General features: G+C 44.3%; 16 protein-coding genes and 3 tRNA genes. 14 read left to right on the plus strand and 5 right to left on the minus strand.

The window, feature by feature from the left end; all coding sequences use genetic code 11:
- From K6V26_RS18650 to K6V26_RS18660, 3 genes are all read right to left on the minus strand, one after another.
- Entirely contained in the window at positions 1–1,992 is a 1,992-nt protein-coding gene (locus K6V26_RS18650; protein ID WP_046145435.1) for a T9SS type A sorting domain-containing protein, read from the minus strand.
- Between the two features lie 470 nt (positions 1,993–2,462).
- On the minus strand, positions 2,463–2,693 hold the full coding sequence (locus K6V26_RS18655) for a DUF4248 domain-containing protein (protein WP_046145436.1): 231 nt from the start codon (positions 2,691–2,693) through the stop codon (positions 2,463–2,465).
- A 1,006-nt stretch (positions 2,694–3,699) separates the two neighbouring features.
- Positions 3,700–4,695, minus strand: coding sequence for a sugar phosphate isomerase/epimerase family protein (locus K6V26_RS18660; RefSeq protein WP_046145438.1), 996 nt, complete (start codon positions 4,693–4,695; stop codon positions 3,700–3,702).
- Positions 4,696–4,847: 152 nt separating this feature from the next.
- Here K6V26_RS18660 and K6V26_RS18665 point away from each other — a divergent pair, with 152 nt between their 5' ends.
- From K6V26_RS18665 to K6V26_RS18690, 6 genes are all read left to right on the plus strand, one after another.
- Positions 4,848–5,795, plus strand: a complete 948-nt coding sequence (locus K6V26_RS18665; RefSeq protein WP_046145439.1) for a FimB/Mfa2 family fimbrial subunit — start codon at positions 4,848–4,850, stop codon at positions 5,793–5,795.
- Between the two features lie 80 nt (positions 5,796–5,875).
- The gene (locus K6V26_RS18670; RefSeq protein WP_007655171.1) at positions 5,876–6,283 is read left to right on the plus strand and encodes a hypothetical protein; all 408 of its coding nucleotides are present in this window, start codon (positions 5,876–5,878) and stop codon (positions 6,281–6,283) included.
- A 215-nt stretch (positions 6,284–6,498) separates the two neighbouring features.
- On the plus strand, positions 6,499–7,677 hold the full coding sequence (locus K6V26_RS18675; protein ID WP_222861284.1) for a DUF4906 domain-containing protein: 1,179 nt from the start codon (positions 6,499–6,501) through the stop codon (positions 7,675–7,677).
- Between the two features lie 15 nt (positions 7,678–7,692).
- Positions 7,693–9,687 carry a fimbrial tip adhesin FimD gene (gene fimD / locus K6V26_RS18680; protein WP_007655173.1) on the plus strand — a complete coding sequence of 665 codons (1,995 nt, stop codon included), beginning with the start codon at positions 7,693–7,695 and terminating at the stop codon, positions 9,685–9,687.
- Between the two features lie 12 nt (positions 9,688–9,699).
- A complete protein-coding gene (locus tag K6V26_RS18685; protein WP_224263537.1) occupies positions 9,700–11,844 on the plus strand; it encodes a hypothetical protein in 2,145 nt (714 codons plus the stop codon).
- Between the two features lie 182 nt (positions 11,845–12,026).
- Positions 12,027–12,875 (plus strand): BRO-N domain-containing protein, encoded by an 849-nt coding sequence (locus K6V26_RS18690; RefSeq protein WP_007655178.1) that lies wholly within the window; start codon positions 12,027–12,029, stop codon positions 12,873–12,875.
- A 15-nt stretch (positions 12,876–12,890) separates the two neighbouring features.
- On the opposite strand, the gene K6V26_RS18695 is transcribed toward K6V26_RS18690, so the two are convergent.
- Both K6V26_RS18695 and recO read right to left on the minus strand, forming a co-directional pair.
- Positions 12,891–12,962, minus strand: a tRNA-Arg gene (locus K6V26_RS18695).
- 71 nt (positions 12,963–13,033) lie between these two features.
- The gene (gene recO, locus K6V26_RS18700) at positions 13,034–13,759 is read right to left on the minus strand and encodes a DNA repair protein RecO (protein WP_007655187.1); all 726 of its coding nucleotides are present in this window, start codon (positions 13,757–13,759) and stop codon (positions 13,034–13,036) included.
- Between the two features lie 89 nt (positions 13,760–13,848).
- On the opposite strand from recO, the gene K6V26_RS18705 reads away from it, so the two are divergent.
- The 8 genes from K6V26_RS18705 (at position 13,849) to K6V26_RS18740 (ending at position 20,289) form a co-directional block, all read left to right on the plus strand.
- Positions 13,849–14,238 carry a DUF2721 domain-containing protein gene (locus K6V26_RS18705; RefSeq protein ID WP_007655188.1) on the plus strand — a complete coding sequence of 130 codons (390 nt, stop codon included), beginning with the start codon at positions 13,849–13,851 and terminating at the stop codon, positions 14,236–14,238.
- A gap of 132 nt (positions 14,239–14,370) precedes the next feature.
- Positions 14,371–14,442, plus strand: a tRNA-Glu gene (locus K6V26_RS18710).
- A gap of 41 nt (positions 14,443–14,483) precedes the next feature.
- On the plus strand, positions 14,484–14,738 hold the full coding sequence (rpsT, locus tag K6V26_RS18715) for a 30S ribosomal protein S20 (protein ID WP_046145441.1): 255 nt from the start codon (positions 14,484–14,486) through the stop codon (positions 14,736–14,738).
- Positions 14,739–14,747: 9 nt separating this feature from the next.
- A tRNA-Glu gene (locus K6V26_RS18720) sits at positions 14,748–14,819 on the plus strand.
- A gap of 187 nt (positions 14,820–15,006) precedes the next feature.
- Positions 15,007–16,962 carry a DNA topoisomerase (ATP-hydrolyzing) subunit B gene (gene gyrB / locus K6V26_RS18725; RefSeq protein WP_046145442.1) on the plus strand — a complete coding sequence of 652 codons (1,956 nt, stop codon included), beginning with the start codon at positions 15,007–15,009 and terminating at the stop codon, positions 16,960–16,962.
- Between the two features lie 94 nt (positions 16,963–17,056).
- Positions 17,057–18,835: a gamma-glutamyl-gamma-aminobutyrate hydrolase family protein gene (locus tag K6V26_RS18730; protein ID WP_224263538.1), complete on the plus strand. Its 1,779-nt coding sequence runs from the start codon at positions 17,057–17,059 to the stop codon at positions 18,833–18,835.
- Between the two features lie 24 nt (positions 18,836–18,859).
- On the plus strand, positions 18,860–19,855 hold the full coding sequence (locus K6V26_RS18735) for a M20 family metallopeptidase (RefSeq protein ID WP_010801856.1): 996 nt from the start codon (positions 18,860–18,862) through the stop codon (positions 19,853–19,855).
- Positions 19,856–19,863: 8 nt separating this feature from the next.
- Positions 19,864–20,289, plus strand: a complete 426-nt coding sequence (locus tag K6V26_RS18740) for a SufE family protein (protein WP_010801855.1) — start codon at positions 19,864–19,866, stop codon at positions 20,287–20,289.
- Positions 20,290–20,327 lie beyond the last annotated feature (38 nt).

Raw genomic sequence — 20,327 nt, forward strand, 5'->3', positions numbered from 1 at the left:
TCACCTAACTATCACTTTTGTCGATATCGGATCGCCTCCGTTATAGACCGTAGCGATATATACACCTGCCGACAAGCCTGTTAACGAAACCGTCAACTGCGTCGTGTTACCTTCAACCTGACGAATATTCCGTCCGTTCATATCGATTAGTTTAATCTGTTTGATCAGATCACCGTCCATCAGAGAGAATTGAATAGCCTGCTCAGTTTGACTGATTAGCAGGCGCGCTACCGAAGGTGCTTTTTCGTTACCGGTAATGATCCGGCTGTCTTTTAAAGTAAATAACTGCCAGCCACCGTTTTCATCGAGGTTTAGCGGATTAGCCGTTCCTACATACATATAATCATCGTAAACCAGCATATTACGTACACCGTAAGCGGCTGCATTATCCATACCGTTATCGGTAAAAAGCGTCGGTTCCGTATCCGGATCATCTATTAGCAAGAGTTCGTATCCGTATTTGCTTTCATCTAGTTTTAACATGCTTACCAGAGAGGCATAAGAAGGCATCAACGTTTTGATTGCCGGTTTGATCAGGTTCGACATATCCATGGTACCCACATACAGACGGTCGTTATACACTTCCATCGACCATATATAGTTCGTATACAGATTTCCCAGACCCGAACGTCCCCATTTAGGCTTTACTCCCATACCGTTTTTCAGGATTTTCCATTCTTTCGAGGTGGTATTATATTTCGGCAGTCTCTCTTCGCCATATAATAATTCAACATCCTCAGGGGTTGAAAAATCGGTTGCCCGGAACAACGGAGCACTACGAAGTACTCCCAGGATACCTGTTAGTAATTCATCGCCGGTCTTCAAACCATATACAGCAGGCAACATCATCGGATAGGCCCAGGTTGTATACAGCATCCCCCAGTATAACTGGCCTTTATATGATTTGAAACCGCCTACTCCGGCTGTCAACAGGCAGAGCGCATCGTTCTCGTAAGCAGAGTAGCGCCATACGGTTTCCCAAGTGATTGCATCGGCAGCAGTAAATCCGCCGGCCGGGATTAAAGGACTACGGTAAACGCCTGCCGGGGTAGTTCCTACCGGCCAGCCGCCTACATAAATACGTCCGTTATGGTATTCTAATTCAGAGGCTTCGCCTTCTGTATACCCTACTATTTCGAAATTGAAGGGGTCTTCTTTGCTTCCATTCCAGCGCAGAATTGCACCGCCTGACTTATCGCCTGTCTCATATTTAACTCCACAATAGAGGACACCTTCAATAACATGCCATTTACGTATATTGGTGATTTTGAAATTTTCGTGGGAGAGGGTTTCCAGATGGCTGGCTCCCATGAATCGATTATTTTCCGAATCATAAGCAAACAGGGTCAGTCCATGAACAAAATCCGGGCCGCCCATAAATACAACTCCTTTGTGCGAACCTGCCGAACGAAAACCGGTACATGTTGCGGCAGCATCCGTATCCGGAGTAATATCTCTTACCGTACCATCGGCCGGATCGTACACAAAAACACGGGGAGGAAGCATGTCACCAAGCTGACCTAACAGGTCGCCATTGGCTCCTTTCTCATTTTCGCAAACCCAACAAGTTGTTTCATAAGGAGTCAGCAAAGGATTGGCCGTTTCTTCACTGCCAGCCATTGAGGCTGCCTGGCAAAGCAGGTTATTAATGGTTCCCCAGTATATTTTTTTGTCGGACTCAGTCAGGCCCCATACATACGAACCGTTGATTTTGGCACGGCCGCCGGCATTTTCACATTCTTCGCAATCGATACCTGCCGGATCATAGGTATTACGAGCGTCGCCGATACCAAAATAGCAACCGTCAACCGGTGAGCGATAAATCTCATTCACTGTCAGGTTTTCATCAGCGACAACAACTGGAGCGACACGATCCTTCATCTGATAATTATACAAAGCTCTCGCTTCGTTCGGTATCAACGGGATCTGTGCAGACAAACCTGAAATGCCTGAAGCCACCAATAAAATACTCAATAGGTATGAATTTCTCATTGTAATCATTTTTATTCGCTCCACCTCGACTGAAGTCTTGCTTTTAGTAAGTTTAATATCATTAACTAGTAAGTCTGTTTAATACCAATGACTAGATTAAACGTTCCTTTTTTCTAGTCATTTTTTTTGAGGGATTTTGTTTGGTCACAAAAAGAGATAATTTCGTACTCACTTTCGTATTCAGTTGATAAGAAAGAAGATACATTCGTAAATTAATTTTAGCCTTTTGGTTGTAGTTTCAAAACTTATCCGTAAATTTGTGACTAGAAAAAAGGAACGTTTTTTCTAGTCATCTCCCAAATCACACAAAAACCTTATTTTTCATAGCCTACAGAACATTTTCAGACCCTATACCATAAAGATATCACTATCTATATGTATATAATGTACACGCGTACATTAATGTATAAAGGGGTTAAAAACTGCATTTTTTCCCGTTTTTCGGTGTTTCGGTTCATTTTACCCGTTTTTTAGCGGATTTCCCTGGTTTCAGGTTCGCCCAAATGGTCTACCAGAATAGCTACCTGACGAGGGGAATACATACGTTGTCCTTTCTTGTATCCGGCCTTCGTTAATTCGACAAAAAGGTCTTCATCCAGCCTGATCCATCGGGCTAGTTGAGCTGAGGCAGACTTGGGCTGAATACCCGGAAAATATAATCGGGCCAGTTCTGTATGGCCCCATGTTCTATTTATTTTCATGATTCGTTGCTGTTTGATTGTTATTGTGATTGGAATGAGAAATACATTTAGGGGGAGCATTTGCCTGAATGAAGGTTTGTGATTTGAGCGATAAAAACAGAGTCGTATACAGCGGGAAGTACCCGGATACTTTTTCTATTAGATATTTCATACTAGTTTCTTTTTAAGTTGTTTCTACTTGAAGCACCGAGGTTAACGGTTAACGATGCACAAGTCTGAGGACGTATTGATCTAAGGTTTAACTGATTTGTATAAAAAACAAAGAGGCCGGATACCGGACAAATATGTCCGATACCCGAGCCTCGATCTTTTTTCTATGACAAATATACTGAATTATGAGCCAATGGGGTTATGTGCCGATGTGCCAATTTAGAAAAATGTGAAACGACTTTGTCCGGCAACTCTGAATTGACAAAATGCTATATTATATACCTTATGAGTAAGCTGTACCGGATAGTATCTTGCGTTGCTTATTTTTATGCAAATGTAGAGGAGATTCAGATCGACAAAAAGACAGAATAATTAAACAATAAAGATCGCAACGACATTGTATCATGGATTTTAAATATCATTACATTATCCATGTAGCAATTTTACTAAGTTATAGACATTACAAAAACACTTATTATATCTGTTGTTCCAAAAACAAGATGTGTTCTTTAACATAGAATCTAACGCTTCAAAAACTCTTTTTTGAGTTTTTGAAGCGTTTAAAACAAGCTAAATCTAGCTTACAATAGAAATAAATTTCATTTAAAACGAGATCTACTTTTGTTTAAAACGAAATGTTTTTCGGCTGCAGAGGAGAAAAAACCGATCTTTTATGTTAATAAACACATAATCAAGTATTCCCAAAAGAGGATATGAGAGAATATTTCGGTTATAAAAAAAGGCATTTTACCATCATAAAGATAGACAAAATGCCGATTTTTTAAAATAATGATACACCAACAATCACTGTATAGAATTACAATTTAGAAATAAGTGAGCTTCCGCTGATTATCAACTATCGACCTTTATCAAAAAAAGCATCGAAAGCATGCCCCGAAGGCTGGAAATCGACCTGTTTAACGAAGGCACACGATTCGCGTGCTCCATGTTCACGGTCCATCGCGCTGTCTTCCCACTCAACGGACAACGGCCCCTGATAACCGATATCGTTCAGAGCACGGATAATCTCTTCGAAACAAATCCGTCCGCGTCCCATACTACGGAAATTCCAGAAGCGGCGGGAATCGCCGAAAGTGGAATGGCCGCCGAACACACCGATCTGCTTAGGGCTATCACTCCAGTATACATCTTTCATATGTACGTGGAAAATGCGGTCGGAGAACTGATAAATGAAATCCACATAATCTACCCCCTGATATCCCATATGGCTCGGATCGTAATTGAACCCGAATGCCGGATGATTATTCAGCGCATCGAGCGCTTTACGGGCAGAATAAGTATCGAATGCTATTTCCGTCGGATGCACCTCCAGACCATAACGGACACCTAACTTCTGATATTCATCCATGATCGGGATAAAACGGCGGGCGAAATCGGCATAACCGTCTTCAATCATCTGATCTGTAACGGGAGGGAAAGAATAAAGCCAATGCCAGATAGGACTACCGGTAAATCCGGCAACCGTGTCGATACCTAAAGCTTTTGCCGCACGCGCCGTCTGCACCATATACTCGGCTGCACGCTGACGCACACCTTCCGGTTCACCGTCGCCCCAGATACAATCAGGCAGAACCGCCTTATGCCGCTGGTCGATAGTATCGCAAACCGCCTGGCTGATCAGATGGATAGAGATACAATAAAGTTGCAGGTCATATTTGGCAAGCAATTCTTTTATGCCGTCATAATAGGCCTGATCCGTTCGCCGGACATCCAGATGGTTGGGTAACCCCAGTTCCAATCCGTCATATCCGAATGCTTTCGCTTTTTCACAAACTGTTTCGAGGGGTAAATCCCCCCATTGAAGGGTACATAATGTTACTGGACGTGCCATTTCTTTTAATTTTAAGGTTATTACATTGAGTCTGTTTTCTACAAATCTAAAAAAGTTCCGCTCATAATCTGCAAGTTCCCTCCTTAATATTTTCTAAATTCCAAAATAAGTATTTTCTTTGTGTAGATTTTATCATTAACATTTTCCTTGCTATGAAAAAGAAAGAATTATGTGCAGTAGCCTGCCTGTTTTGGCTGGCAGGTTGTAGTGATCCGGCTTCGGACGAATTTGAAATTGTAAAGAATTTATTTCCTGTACAATTTAGTGTTCAACTTCAAAAAGAGGTACTTCCGTTCTCCTCTACCCGCAGTATGCCACCTAACACGGTGCCCGAACCGACTGTTCCGGATGGAGACAATCCAGACAAAGAGTTAAAAGAGTTATGTTCTGCCATCGAATATCTGGTTTACAAAGACGGCGACCAGCCGGAGTTGGTAAAACACCGGACTTATCATGCAGACGCAGAACCGGACTTCGGCATTGTTTACGACACGCTTCCTGCCGGCAATTATCAGATTTACCTGCTGGCTCATCAGTCACAAAAAGCTACATTTTCAGAAAACGCTTTCAGCTTTGACGAACTATCTGATTCATTCTATAATGGCCAGGAGCTCCAGTTGAAAGAAGGAGACGAAACCAACGTCGATATAAACCTGCAACGGATTGTCAGCCGGATAGAGTTTAAGGCAGCCGACAAGATTCCGGAAGATATCGTCCGGTTTGAACTGGCAGTCAGCAATCATCCCGACCGGCTCGATATCCTGACCGGAAAAGGAATCGTATCTGCTGGGCCCAACGATTTCTCTTATGAATTCAAAACGGAAGAAAAAGGACAATCCGGTAAAATCCATTCCTTTTATTCCTTTATTCCGACAGGTGATGAAAAGATATCCGTCACGCTCACGGCCACCGGTTCGGATAATCAGGTACTGCGAAAGCGGACAGTAACCGATATTATTCCCATCGCCAACAAAATAATCCGCTACACAGGTATCTTATATACGCCTCCCAAACCGGATGAAACAGAAAACACCTTCAACCTGATCATCGGGAACAACGGCGAGTGGGATGAACCGGAAGAAAATGAATTGCCGGAATAACTTCATACACAATTGTGCAGCTATAAGTTGCACAATTGTAAAAACAAAGAGTATCTTTGTACTCAACAAAAGTAACCGTTATGAAAAAGAAAAACATACTCAGTCTCATCTTTTTACTTACCATCCTTTGCGGATTCAATAGTTGCGAGGATAAGCCGCTTGATCCCATAGAAGATCCGGAGTATATTTTATGCAATGGCTCTGGCTGGTTTGACGAGTATACAGACATTGATAATTTCTATTGCACACAACGGCTTATTTTCCATTCTGACGGCAGGGGCGAAGAAATTATCACCCGCTATTTCAGATTTCCGGATGACTATGAAGAATTGGAATCTACTTTTTGGTGGGAATGGGATGACGACTACAGAACAATTTATATGGAATACTCTAACGGAGACTATATTTACTTTGACGACCTACATATATATTACGATGAACTATCCGGTTATTTAGGCGACGATTATGTTACTTTTGAGCCCTTTTAACCTTAAATAGTATCATCAAAACTAAATGTTATGTCAAAATTTCTTATTCTACATACTTTCTAAAACTTATCTGAATTTTAGTTGTTTAAATTCATAAAGAGAACAAGGTAAAAGGTGGCAACGGTAAATTCTCCAGCCTGGCACTTTACATATTCAACAAGGAAAACGGCGTATGCGAATACTCGGAATTAATCCCGGTTATCACTCCGCAATACGTGGACGAGTTAACCCGGTCAATTCAGGTCTCACCACAGGATAAAATCATCTATGCCATCGGCAATTACAACGACGAGGATAAAGTTTATTCGATGATACCCGACGGTTCCAAACTCTTGCCGAAGTTGGAAACGATGACTATATCGAACAAGAACGGGTTTAAAGATACAAACCTATTGATGGTCGGAAAACAGGTGGTTCAAATCGACGGTCTTGTGACAGATGCCACTATTCCAATGGAAAGACTCGTTGCCCGCCTGGATGTATATATGTTCAAAAGCAGAAGGTTAGAGAACAACACGGTTATTTTAAAGTCCATCGAACTGGTCAACCAAATAACCAATACACGGGGAGAATATCAGAATACGATCATGGTATCGCCGGTCGAAACTCAAAATGACCTCAGAACGATCAGTAGCAACAATGTACTGGGAGTCATGCCGGATGATATGTCAGGAATTATTCCCGCCAATGCGACGGAATCTTTTTACAGTTACCAGAATATTGCTGCATCGGCAGACCCTGATCCAAACGTTACTCCTTACCTGTTGATAACAGCAGACATAGACGGGGTGAGCCACCGGTATAAGGGGTACATCACCGACAACGGACAAACAACCGATAAGTACAGTCTGAAACGCAACACGGTCTACCGCATTATCGCGATGCTTGATAATCCGGATAATCTGCTGATACTTAAAACAACCACTTTGCCGTGGACGAAATCATCCTCACAGATCGGCCATGTGGTTAATGAGGGAGATTACAGCTTCAGTGCCAATAACACGGAAGCAGCAACAGGAATCGTACAGTATCCTTATGTGCTGAACGGTGAATCACAGAACAGTACATCGTATGCCAGTTATAACTTCAAACTGACGGCCCCGGCCGGAGCTGTCTGGACAGCGACACTGACAAACGGCCTGGAGTTTACTTTCGGAACGGAAGGTTCTACCAATGGCAAACTTGCCATATCGAAAGGGATTGCCGGCGACAATACATATGAAATCAAGGTAGGAGCTTCCAGACCCTGGAACAGCCAGGAAAGGAAAGTCTATCTCTATATCACCGCCGAAGGGCAAAAGTTAAAGATCAATCCGGTCCGCAGCAACGGACAGCGGGCGCTGCCGGGTAACAACGACACGGATATTCTGATCACACAAACAGAATATAAATAAAAGGAGAAAAGGGTTATGAAACGAAATAATATCTACATCATTCAATTGATATCGGCACTGGTCCTGCTGTTCTCTTCCTGTAGCCAGGAGGAACTGATGGACCAGCCGGAGGCTGTATCCGGTTCCGGCAAGATAGCCCTCCGGCTATCCCTGTCGCAACCGGCCGTCACCCGGGCCGATACGGAAGTTGGAGAAAATGATCTGAATGAAAACCTGATCAAGACACTGGACGTTTTCATTTACAGGGAAGAGCAGGAAACTTGTTCTTTCTACCAGCATATCACCCCTTCTCCGGAGCAGACAGGAAGCGGGGAATATACCGCAACACTGCATGCTACGCAGGATCAGTTTGTCCAGAATGCAACTTATAATACTTATGTGGTATCCAACTATTCCGGGAGCATACCGGCTGGCGGACTTAGCCGCTCAGACCTGAAGGCATTGAATGTATCAGCATTGAATCCCGATAAAATACAGGACAGTTTTCTGATGGACGGTACTGCCGCCAATATCCTGAATGACGGACGTGTCGTTAACAAGGAAATTGCAGTCTCACTGAAACGGGCAGCATCAAAAATCAGGGTATCGACAGCCTATACGAACAGCTTCTCGGCTTTCGCCGGCGGAACCATCAGCAAAAAGCTGTTCCAGTACGCAACAAATATCTCCGTACTGGAAAACGGTAATCCGGTTGTTCCTCAGTTACAAAGTATGTCCGGTTTTACCGGTATTACCCCCGGTACGGGAACAGATAAAATTGTTGTCTATTCCTATCCGAACGACTGGAGCCTGAAGAAACAGAATGAAACCTATCTGATAGTCAACATCCCGGCAACAGGCCCTGATGGCAAGGAGTATGCACAGAACTATTATAAAGTGCCTGTCAACTTCCGTATTCCGGCCGATGATACGGCAAATCCATCCGAAGAACAGGAGGCTGAACGTAATGCAATATACAGATTAGAACGCAACCACCTGTACGACATAACAGTTCTGGTAGACCAGCCGGGATCACCCACTCCTGAGACTGCAATCGAGATCAGTGCCAATTATGTGATAAAAGACTGGACAACCAAAGAGGTGATCGTTGCAGTGGAAGGTTTCAACTTTATCTATGTAGAGGATACAAATATAAAGTTACCTAACAGCACTAAATTTACAACCACGTTCCAGTCATCCACACCGGATGTCGAAGTATCTGATATAGCTGTCAATGGCAAGGAGATCGTAAACGGCAGTGAAGGAGTTTTTATCAACTATTCGCATAATGTAAAAACCGGTGATATCATCATAGTCAGCGCATTACCTGAAAACTTCGTTGCCAAAGAGATCACTTTCATCGTAAAAAACGGCGTAGGTCTGACACAGAAAGTAACGGTTTTACAATATCCCGCCTTATATATAGGCTCTGATATTTCCGCCGACGCACCGGGCGGTAGCCAGGGACAGAACAATAATAAGATGTTCGTGATCGGTTCTTTCGTTGCCGACTTCTCTTCCCTACCCGATCCGGATGAGTTTGACGAAGATTTCGGAAGCGGATACACCCATTATGCAGCCAATCCTGCATTAGGTAAATCATATGCAGAATATATCAGAAACAATGCCGTATTAGGAAATCCGCTGACAGACAGCGAGGGCCAGACCATCGATACGGAAGAAAACAACCGCCGTATATCGCCACGCCTTATGCTGGCATCCCAGCACGGGGTGACAACGGCAGACAGCTATACGAACTCAAGGGATAAATGCGCAGCATATGTGGAAAACGATGCCACCACCAATGAAAGGTATTCGGATTGGCGTATGCCTACCCTGGCTGAGGTCTATCTGATCGATGTACTTCAGAATATCAAGGTGGCAGAAGTAAAAAAGATCTTGGAAGGTAGCTGGTACTGGAGTGCCAGGGCCAGTTCTGCCGTACAGTTCATGGACCCCAGAGTGGGTAATACAAATTCTTTCAATGCACTGCACTCGTCAGTTCGTTGTGTCAGGGATGTTAAATTCTAAAATAGAAATGTTATGAAAAATGTTATCATATATTTAATGGCTTCACTTGCATTGTTCGCCTGTCAGAATGAACTTGAAGTGGAGAAAGCAACGAAACCGGGCAAAGAGCTTTTGCGGGTATCGGTAAACATCCCGGAATATAGGATTGCCACACGTGCGGCCTCTTTCGAAAACAACCTCTCGGATGTCTGGTTGCTGGCGTTCGACCGGAACGGACTGTTCCTTGAACGTGTTCAGGCAACCGAACTGAACAGCGGGGAGGCAGACGGTGTAGGCAGCGGTTCTTTTAAAGCAGAAGTACCCGAAGAAACAGGGATCATCCATGTGGTAGCCAACTACGACAACTGGTCTTCCTTCAACGACAATGCTTCCCTGCAAAAAGATGAAAAGGAAGTAATGCCTTCTTTATATGGCAATAAAATGGTTTTCTGGGGAAGAAGTGAAGTTACTTCTTCTTCTTTATCCGTGACACTTTTCCGTAATCAGGCCAAAGTGACGGTGCAAAACGAAGCATCCAACTTTACGGTTACCGGTTATGCGCTCGGCAATATGGCAACCAGCGGTACTGTTGTGCCGTTTATGCCGGAGATGACTCCAAACCCGTTCATCATACAGGATAATGCCACCACGTTGCCTCTGGGTACGCTCTCTAAAACAAGCCAGAGCGATGCGGACTGCAACCTGGAAGCCAAATATATGTTCGAGAATCCTAACTACTTCAATGACCAGTCTTATCTTATTATCAAAGGCCACCTGGAAGGAGGAGGTCCGGAACTGTATTACAAAATACAGTTCCTGGACACCGATAAAAAACCTTATACGATCGTCAGAAACTTTCAGTATAAAGTCATAATCAATTCATTCAGTGACCAGGCTAATGGTAGTACGACTTTTGCGGATGCCAAAAATTCGGAAGTATCCAATAACATCTATGCCGAAGTCTTCAAGGATTCACCCTCTATCTCCGACAGCGACAATAACCGGCTGACGGTAAGCAGGCTGAATTTCCTGTTCACACAGGGTGGCACGCTGAACGTTGCAGCACATTATACGGAAAACGAAGTGCTGAACGATAGCAAGATCAGTGTCTCGGTACAGGAAGACAGAGGTAGTATCATCAGCAGCCTGTCGTACGACGGTAACGGGAATATCACAGCCCGTGTCGCCAAAGTTTCAGCCGGCCAAAATGAAGCGACCCTATTGGTGAAGGCGGGGGAACTCTCCCGTATAATCACTGTTACTTCCAGTACATTATATAGTTTCGACCCGGCCGCCTTATCTCCTAAATTATATACCGGCAAGGATCAGGATAAGACTTTATCATTCCGCATACCGGATGTTATTCCAAACTATCTGTATCCTTTGAAATGCGAAGTGACGACAAAGTACTTGTATCCGGTAGAGCCGAACAAGAACCTGGAAATAGCATTCGAGGACGGCGTCTATAAATATGTATACTGGGTATACAGTCCCGGCATTAAAGAACTGAGTTTTAAAACAAGCCTGGACAACAGCAACGAAACAATAACGATAGAGAACGATTATTTCAAAACGGCTGAAGTCAAACTGATATCGCGTCAGTTTGAAGGAGTATCTGTCAATGGAAATAACATGGTAACCTATGGAGCAGGCAATTCTGCCACCCTCAAATTTACCATTCCCGAATATCCGGATTATCCTCCGACATATCCGCTGACTGTATTTATTGCAACAAAGAATTTGACTACGTCTCAGGCAGGCTGGAATGCCGTAAACGGTGGGTATAGCTATACTTACAACATGGCACCAACCGGAGAGCAGACCGTTCAGTTCAAATCGGTCCAGCCTGACAGCCGTGAACAAATAGTCATCAGTGCTCCGGGATTCAGCAATGCAACTATTGCGGTTGACAATTACTTGGCTGCCAATATCGGTGTTTCGGGAGAATTGCGTGCCGTCTATAACGGACTGACATACACACTCCAGAGTCGTTCCGCAACATCATCCAACACTAGTATTATCAATAATTTCACAACCAACAGGAGTAGTATGTATAACATCACCGTAAAATCCGGCAACAAACTTTCGGATACGGTTACAATAACCTGTTACGGTTATACCGGTTCATTTACAGTAGGAGAACTGCTTACAGGAATGCGTTTAAATTTATATCAATAAAAGGGAGAAAATCCGGGATGGATTTTCATTACTGGTTAAGTGAGAGAAGGACTGTACAAGCATATTTGCAAGTATGGTCCTTCTATATTTTAATTCACAATTTCTTTACTATATGAATTATTTAATCTATTTTTGTCCACATAAATAAATATACCATTTAGCAACCACTTACAAAACAGACTATGACAAAAAAAGAAGCAATCAAATTTTTTGAGGAAAAGAAAGTCCGCACCCTCTGGGATGACGAAACTGAAGAATGGTACTTTTCAATAATCGATGTGATAGCAGTCCTAACGGAAAGTGATAATCCCCGCAAATATTGGAGCGTATTAAAGACAAGGCTTAGAAAAGAAGGCAATGAAACGGCTACAAATTGTAGCCAGTTGAAAATGCCTTCACTTGATGGTAAAATGAGATTGACAGATGTAGCGACTACCGAACAACTTTTTCGCCTTATCCAATCTATACCTTCTCCCAAAGCCGAACCATTCAAACTTTGGATAGCCCAGATTGCCAAAGAACGATTAGATCAGATGCAGGACCCGGAACTATCCATCGAACAAGCTATGATGGATTATAAACGTCTCGGATATTCCGATAGCTGGATAAACCAACGATTAAAATCCATCGAAATCCGCAAGGACCTAACCGATGAATGGAAGAAACACAATTTACAGGAAGACATACAATTCGCAACACTTACTGATATTATCTATAAAACGTGGGCAGGAAAAACAGCCAAAGAGTACAAACAATTCAAAGGATTGAAAAAAGAGAATCTACGGGATAATATGACAAATACGGAACTTGTTCTCAATATGCTAGCAGAAGCGGCAACAACAGATTTGTCAAAAGAAAAGGACCCCAAAGAATTTCAGGAACATGCAAACATAGCACACCAGGGAGGAAAAGTTGCCCAAGTTGCCCGTGAACAACTAGAAAGTCAACTGGGACATTCCGTCGTTTCACCCCTCAATGCAAAAACGACACTCGGATTGAATAAAGAAAACAAAAAAGGCCATACTTCCTAAAAGTATGGTCTTTTGTACCCCCGAGCAGAATCGAACTGCTATCTAATGTTTAGGAAACATCTATTCTATCCGTTGAACTACAGGGGCAACTTTATATAAAGTGGGGGCAAAAGTATAATCTTTTCTGCAAACTGGCAAGTATTCAGGCAGTAATCTGATCAATCAAAGAGACTTTGCATAACGGAGAGGGATTTTATTTCCGGAAAGTCCGGCAAATGCAGGCGATAATATTCAACGATACGATTGATAACTCCGACCCTATCCTGACGGGAAAAAGAATACAACGACATATTCTCAAAGCTGATTTTCAAGAGGCGGGCAAAGACCTGACTCTCTTCCCGGTTCAGATAATGCCGGTGCATGGGAATGCGATCCACAAAGACACCGTTCTGCATATCGAAATAACAACCCGTCGAATACGAATCGGCATTCGGATAAATCCCCATATAATGAAGCAGGCGGAGCAGGAACACCAGATGGAAATTTGCCACTCCCTTATCGGCATACTCTAACAAGTGGATGGATTCATATAAATAATCGAACAGTCGCTGGTCAGGCTCCGTATCCTTTACTACCCGGAACAATACTTCCGCCAGGAAAAGCGCCAGCACATTCTTGACCGGATTACAAAAGACTTCAGTCAGCGGATAACACAACTTCGTCTCACGAATCCGGTGCAGGTCACGCTTATTCAGATGCTCCACCTCCATCTCTAAAACCGAAAGGGGCATAAACAGCGCCCTGGAAACAGGCGACTTCTTTCCACGACTGCGCGCCACCAGATAAGAAGTACGACCGAACGCCTCCGTATACATATATATAATAGAGTACTTATCGTTATAGGGGATGGCATGCAGGACGATCCCGCGTGTTTTACATAACATATCTTCCGTTCTTTATCGGATACAAAGATACAAAACAACAAACTATTTACGATATTTGCAGGTTATAATACTATAAATACATTTGAGTTATGTTAGATCTTACTACCCCGTCGCTTTTGTTTTCAGCCATATCATTAATATTACTGGCCTACACCAACCGTTTCCTGTCGTACGCCAGCGTGGTCCGCACATTGAAAGAAAAACACCAGCAGACACACGATCCGAAAGATATTGCACAGATTGCAAACCTCCGCAAACGGCTTTACCTGACCCGTTCGATGCAGATACTCGGGATACTCAGTCTGCTCCTTTGCGTAATTTCCATGTTCTTTATCTATATTTCATGGCAAATCATTGCCGCCTGGATATTCGGTGTCGCACTGCTGCTACTGGCCGCTTCCCTATGCGTATGTATCTGGGAAATAAACATTTCCGTCAAGGCTCTCGAAATACATTTACAAGACATAAGTTCTAAATAGAAGTTAAAACAAGAATATCTATTAAATTTTACCTTGAAATGTTTTGGTAGTTCAGGGAGAACATCTATCTTTGCACTCGCAATCGGGAAATCAACAACCCCAGAGCGCTGAAAGTGAGAACTTTGACATGATGGCCCATTCGTCTATCGGTTAGGACGCAAGATTTTCATTCTTGAAAGAGGGGTTCGATTCCCCTATGGGCTACAATAAACAAGATTAAAAATTCAATAAAGAATAGCTAAGAAATGGCAAATCACAAGTCATCAATCAAAAGGATCAGACAGACCAACGCAAGACGTTTACATAACAGATACTATGCAAAAACTGCTAGAAATGCAATGCGTGTTTTGCGTGCTACTGAAGACAAAAACGAAGCTCAGGCTCTGTTACCGAAGGTGTGCTCTATGTTGGATAAGCTTGCTAAGAAAAACGTTATTCACAAGAATAAAGCTAGCAACCTGAAATCCAAATTGACAAAGCACGTTAACAAGCTTGCATAAGGATATTTCGGCCCATTCGTCTATCGGTTAGGACGCAAGATTTTCATTCTTGAAAGAGGGGTTCGATTCCCCTATGGGCTACTTTACAGAAGCAGTCGGATCAATTGTGATTCGACTGCTTTGTTTTTATACCTCCCGTCACGCTTTCTCCACCCTGCTTTTTTTGCTATTTTCACTACATTTATACCATCTAAGTCAATTATTTTCACTACATTTGTTAGCATTTTTAGATATATAGAAATTTAGTGATTTTAAAGGATATAAACTCATGAGTGAAGAAATGAAGAATACTTCCGGGGAATACTCTGCGGACAGTATTCAGGTACTTGAAGGGTTAGAAGCAGTACGAAAAAGACCTGCCATGTATATTGGCGATATCAGCGAAAAAGGTCTACACCATTTGGTGTATGAAGTTGTTGACAACTCTATTGACGAAGCACTAGCCGGATTTTGTTCCCAGATCGACGTAGTTATAAACGAAGATAACTCTATCACAGTAACGGACGACGGCCGTGGTATACCGGTAGGTATTCATGAGAAAGAAGGCAAATCAGCCCTGGAAGTAGTATTAACCGTTCTACACGCCGGTGGTAAATTTGACAAAGGTACTTATAAGGTATCCGGAGGTCTGCATGGCGTGGGTGTTTCCTGTGTGAACGCACTTTCCACTTATCTGAAAGCAGAAGTCCGCCGTGAAGGTAAAATCCATATGCAGGAATTCTCTTGTGGTAAACCGTTGCATGGTGTAGAAGTTGTCGGTACAGCCGATACGACCGGAACAACTATCTCTTTCAAACCGGACGGCAGTATCTTTACGGTTACTGAATATAAATATGAAATATTGGCTACCCGTTTACGCGAACTGGCATTCCTGAACGCCGGTGTCAGTCTGACACTGACTGACAAACGCGTAATAAAAGAAGACGGCTCCTTTAAATCGGAACTGTTCCGCTCGGAAGAAGGATTGAAAGAATTCGTCCGTTACGTAGACCGTTCCAAAGAATCCCTGATTCCTGACGTTATCCATATCGTTACAGAAAAGCAGGGTATTCCTGTTGAAGTAGCCATGACATACAACACATCTTTCAACGAAAGCGTGTTCTCCTATGTAAATGATATTAATACAATTGAAGGTGGTACACACCTCGCCGGTTTCCGTCGTGGTCTGACACGTACACTGAAGAAATATGCTGAAGACTCCAAGTTGCTGGAAAAAGCAAAAGTAGAGATCCAGGGCGATGACTTCCGCGAAGGTCTGACAGCCGTTATCTCTATCAAGGTGGCCGAACCGCAGTTTGAAGGACAGACAAAAACAAAACTGGGTAACAGTGAAGTGACCGGTGCCGTAGACCAGGCCATCGGAGAAGCATTGGGTTATTATCTGGAAGAACATCCGAAAGAAGCAAAAATCATCGTCGACAAGGTCGTTCTGGCCGCACAGGCACGTCAGGCTGCCCGTAAAGCACGTGAACTGGTTCAGCGCAAATCACCGATGACCGGTGGCGGTCTGCCCGGTAAACTAGCCGACTGTTCTTCGAAAGACGCAGCAATCTGCGAATTATTCCTGGTCGAAGGGGACTCGGCAGGCGGTACGGCTAAACAGGGCCGCGACCGTGTGTTCCAGGCTATCCTGCCGCTTCGTGGTAAGATCCTGAACGTAGAAAAGGCGATGGACCACAAAGTGTTCGAAAGTGAAGAAATCCAGAACATCTTCCGTGCAATGGGTGTTACTATCGGTACAGAGGAAGATCCGAAGGAATTGAACCTGAGCAAGCTCCGCTACCACAAGGTTATCATCATGACCGATGCCGACGTGGACGGAAGCCACATTGCCACATTGATTCTTACTTTCTTCTTCCGCAGAATGCGTTCCTTGATCGAAAACGGATATGTTTACCTGGCTACTCCTCCCCTTTACCTCTGTAAGAAAGGTAAAGTAGAAGAATACTGCTGGACAGAGCAACAACGCCAGGCATTCATCGATAAATATGGTGGAGGTAACGAGAACCAGATCCATACACAACGATACAAAGGTTTGGGAGAAATGAACGACCACCAGTTATGGGATACAACCATGAATCCTGAAAACCGTACGTTGAAGCAGATCACGATCGACAGCGCAGCAGAAGCAGACCAGATCTTTGCCATGTTAATGGGTGAAGAAGTAGGTCCGCGCCGCGAGTTTATTGAAGAGAATGCAACTTACGCAAATATTGACGCTTAATCAGCGGACAATTAACAATAGACAATTGACAATTTATTAGCGACTATCTATAATTGTCAGTTGTCAATTTCAATTGTCAATTAAAAATATAGTTATGAATTATCAAGTCCGTCGTCCGAGTTTAGAAGCCTTATTCAGGGAAGTTGACAATTTCAGTCCGAAAAAAGAAAAACTTCAACCTCCCCGCATAGGAATATCTTCAAACCGGAAAGACGGACTTTCCTGTATAGCCGATACCTATGTGCAATCCGTACTGAAAGCAGGAGGCGCACCGGTGCTGATCCCTGTCATTACGGATATGGAAGCACTTACGGCAATTGTATCCGGACTGGACGGACTGCTGATGAGCGGCGGCGGAGATATCAACCCGCTTTATGTCGGGGAGGAACCCGTTCCGCAATTACAGGATGTGGATACTTTCCGCGACGAGTTCGATCTTATCTTGCTTAGGCTGGCAACTAACCGCCAGTTACCCGTCATGGGTATTTGCCGCGGCCATCAACTTATCAACGTAGCCTTCGGCGGTTCCATATATCAGGATATCCATTCGCAACACGAAGCCAGGTTGTTCAAGCACAGCCAGACAATGCCGCGCGAACAGGTTTCCCATTCCGTACGGATCACTGACACTTCTTCGCGCCTGTTCGATATATTAAAGAAAGAACCGGATATATTCGTCAACTCTTTCCATCATCAGGCAGTCAAAGATATCGCACCCGAATTTAAAGAAACGGCAGTTGCCCCGGATGGTATCAACGAGGCCATGGAGCATCCCGAAAAAGAGATTTTCAGTGTGCAATGGCATCCCGAAGCAATGGCTGCCAACGACGACGAACTTATGCTCGAACTGTTCAGGCATCATGTGGAAATGGCCCGCCTGTTCAAGGAAGCCAAACGCATCCATAGCCGGAACGTCATACTCGATTCTCATACGGACACACCGATGATCTTCCCCGGCCAGTTCAATATCGGACTGAAAGAGGGAGGCAAAGTAAACCTGCCGCTGATGGAAGAAGGAATGGTCGACGCTGCGATCATGGTCGCTTATATCCCGCAAGGCAAACGGGATGACGAATCATTGCAGCAGGCAACCGATTTTGCCATGAACCGGTTGAACGAGATTCATCGCCAAATGGAAATTAACCGCGGCAGAATGAACATCGCCCGGACTTCACAGGAAGTATGGGTAACGAAAGATGCCGGCAAGAAAGCAATCATGTTGGGTTTGGAAAACGGTTATGCCATAGGTAAAGACATTCGAAACATAGCCCGTTTCAAAGAGCTGGGCGTCAGCTATATCACGCTTTGCCACAACGGGAGCAACGACATATGCGACTCTGCCCGCGGAGATGCAGAATGGGGCGGACTAAGTCCTTTCGGAAAAGAAGTGGTTGCCGAAATGAACCGGTTGGGCATCCTGGTAGATGTGTCGCACGCTGCCGAAAGTACCTTCTACGATGCGTTGGAAATCAGCACACAACCGATCATCGCTTCACATTCTTCGGCACGCGCCCTGTGCAACCATCCGCGCAACCTGACGGATGACCAACTGAAAGCACTGGCCGAAAAACAAGGCGTAGTACAAGTATGCCTTTATAAAGGCTTTATCAATGAAGATGCTGAAAAAGCATCGCTTACCGACGCCATACGCCACATTAATCATATAGTGGACCTGATCGGTATCAACCACGTGGGCATTGGCTCCGATTTCGACGGCGACGGCGAACTGATCGGATGCCGGGCAAGCAACGAACTGATCAATATCACCCTGCGCCTTCTGAAAGACGGCTACAAGGAGAATGATATTGCAAAGATATGGGGAGGCAACCTGCTGCGTGTCATGTCACGTGTACAGTCGGCCTATAACGGATGATAATAAAGAAATACTAACAGATATATGATGCACGTTTTGTATATAGCTCTATTTGCTTTTTCATTGCTCGCCTGTAGCCAGGCAAAGAACCAGCAACAGGAAGTAACGACAGTCAGCCAGACGCCAATGACAACAACGCCTTCTTTCAATGCCGACAGCGCCTATGTTTTTGTTGAAAACCAGGTAAAATTCGGCCCACGCGTACCGAACACCGATGCCCATAAAGCATGCGGCAACTATCTCGCCTCCGAACTGAAACGTTTCGGGGCCAAAGTATACGAACAGGAAGCCATGCTTACCGCCTACGACAATACCGGACTGGAAGCCAAAAACATCATCGGCTCTTTCAACCCGGAAAACAATAAACGCATCCTGCTCTTCGCCCATTGGGATTCGCGTCCTTATTCCGACCACGATCCCGACCCGGCTAATCATCGCAAAGCGATCGACGGAGCCGACGATGGAGCCAGCGGTGTAGGAGCCTTGCTTGAAATAGCCAGGCAGATCGGGCAAAAAGATCCCGGAGTAGGTATCGACATCATCTTCTTCGATGCGGAAGATTACGGTACTCCGGAGTTTGTAGACGATTATAAACCCGACACCTGGTGTCTGGGTACCCAGTTCTGGGCAAAGAATCCGCACGTACCCAATTACCGCGCCGACTTCGGTATCCTGCTGGATATGGTCGGAGCTAAAAATGCCACTTTCTTCAAGGAACAGACTTCCTTGAGCAAGGCTGGCAACATTGTGGAAATGGTATGGAGCACGGCACGTAACCTCGGATACGGCAGGTATTTCATCAATGCGACAGGCGGCGCCATCACCGACGATCACGAATATGTGATCAAAGGACGCAATATCCCTTGTATCGACATTATCAACTACGACCCTGACAGCAAAAGCGGTTTCGGTTGGTACTGGCATACACAAAAGGACAATATGGAAAATATCGACCGCGAAACCCTTAAAGCGGTAGGGCAAACGGTACTGGAAGTAGTATATAACCGACAAAAGAAATAATACAAACAATGACTATCAACGAACTTCAGGATAACGTTATTGAAGAGTTCTCAGCCTTCGACGACTGGATGGACAAGTATGCGTTGCTGATCGATTTAGGCAACTCACTTCCCCCGCTGGAAGAAAAGTATAAAACAGAAAGTAACCTGATCGAAGGTTGCCAGAGCCGTGTATGGCTTCAGGCAGACTACGAGGACGGTAAAATTATATTCAAAGGCGAAAGCGACGCTGTGATTGTAAAAGGTATCGTATCCTTACTGATCAACGTCCTGTCCGGCCATACCCCGCAGGAGATTCTGGATACCGATCTTTATTTCATTGAGCAGATCGGATTGAAGGAGCACCTTTCCCCTACCCGCTCAAACGGCCTGGTGGCTATGGTCAAGCAAATGCGAATGTACGCACTGGCCTACCGCACAAAAGAACAAGGATAATTCAAACAAAAAAGGTATGCCGACAACCGCGACATACC

Source organism: Parabacteroides goldsteinii, assembly GCF_020091425.1.
In the GTDB taxonomy this organism is placed as follows: Bacteria; Bacteroidota; Bacteroidia; order Bacteroidales; family Tannerellaceae; genus Parabacteroides; species Parabacteroides goldsteinii.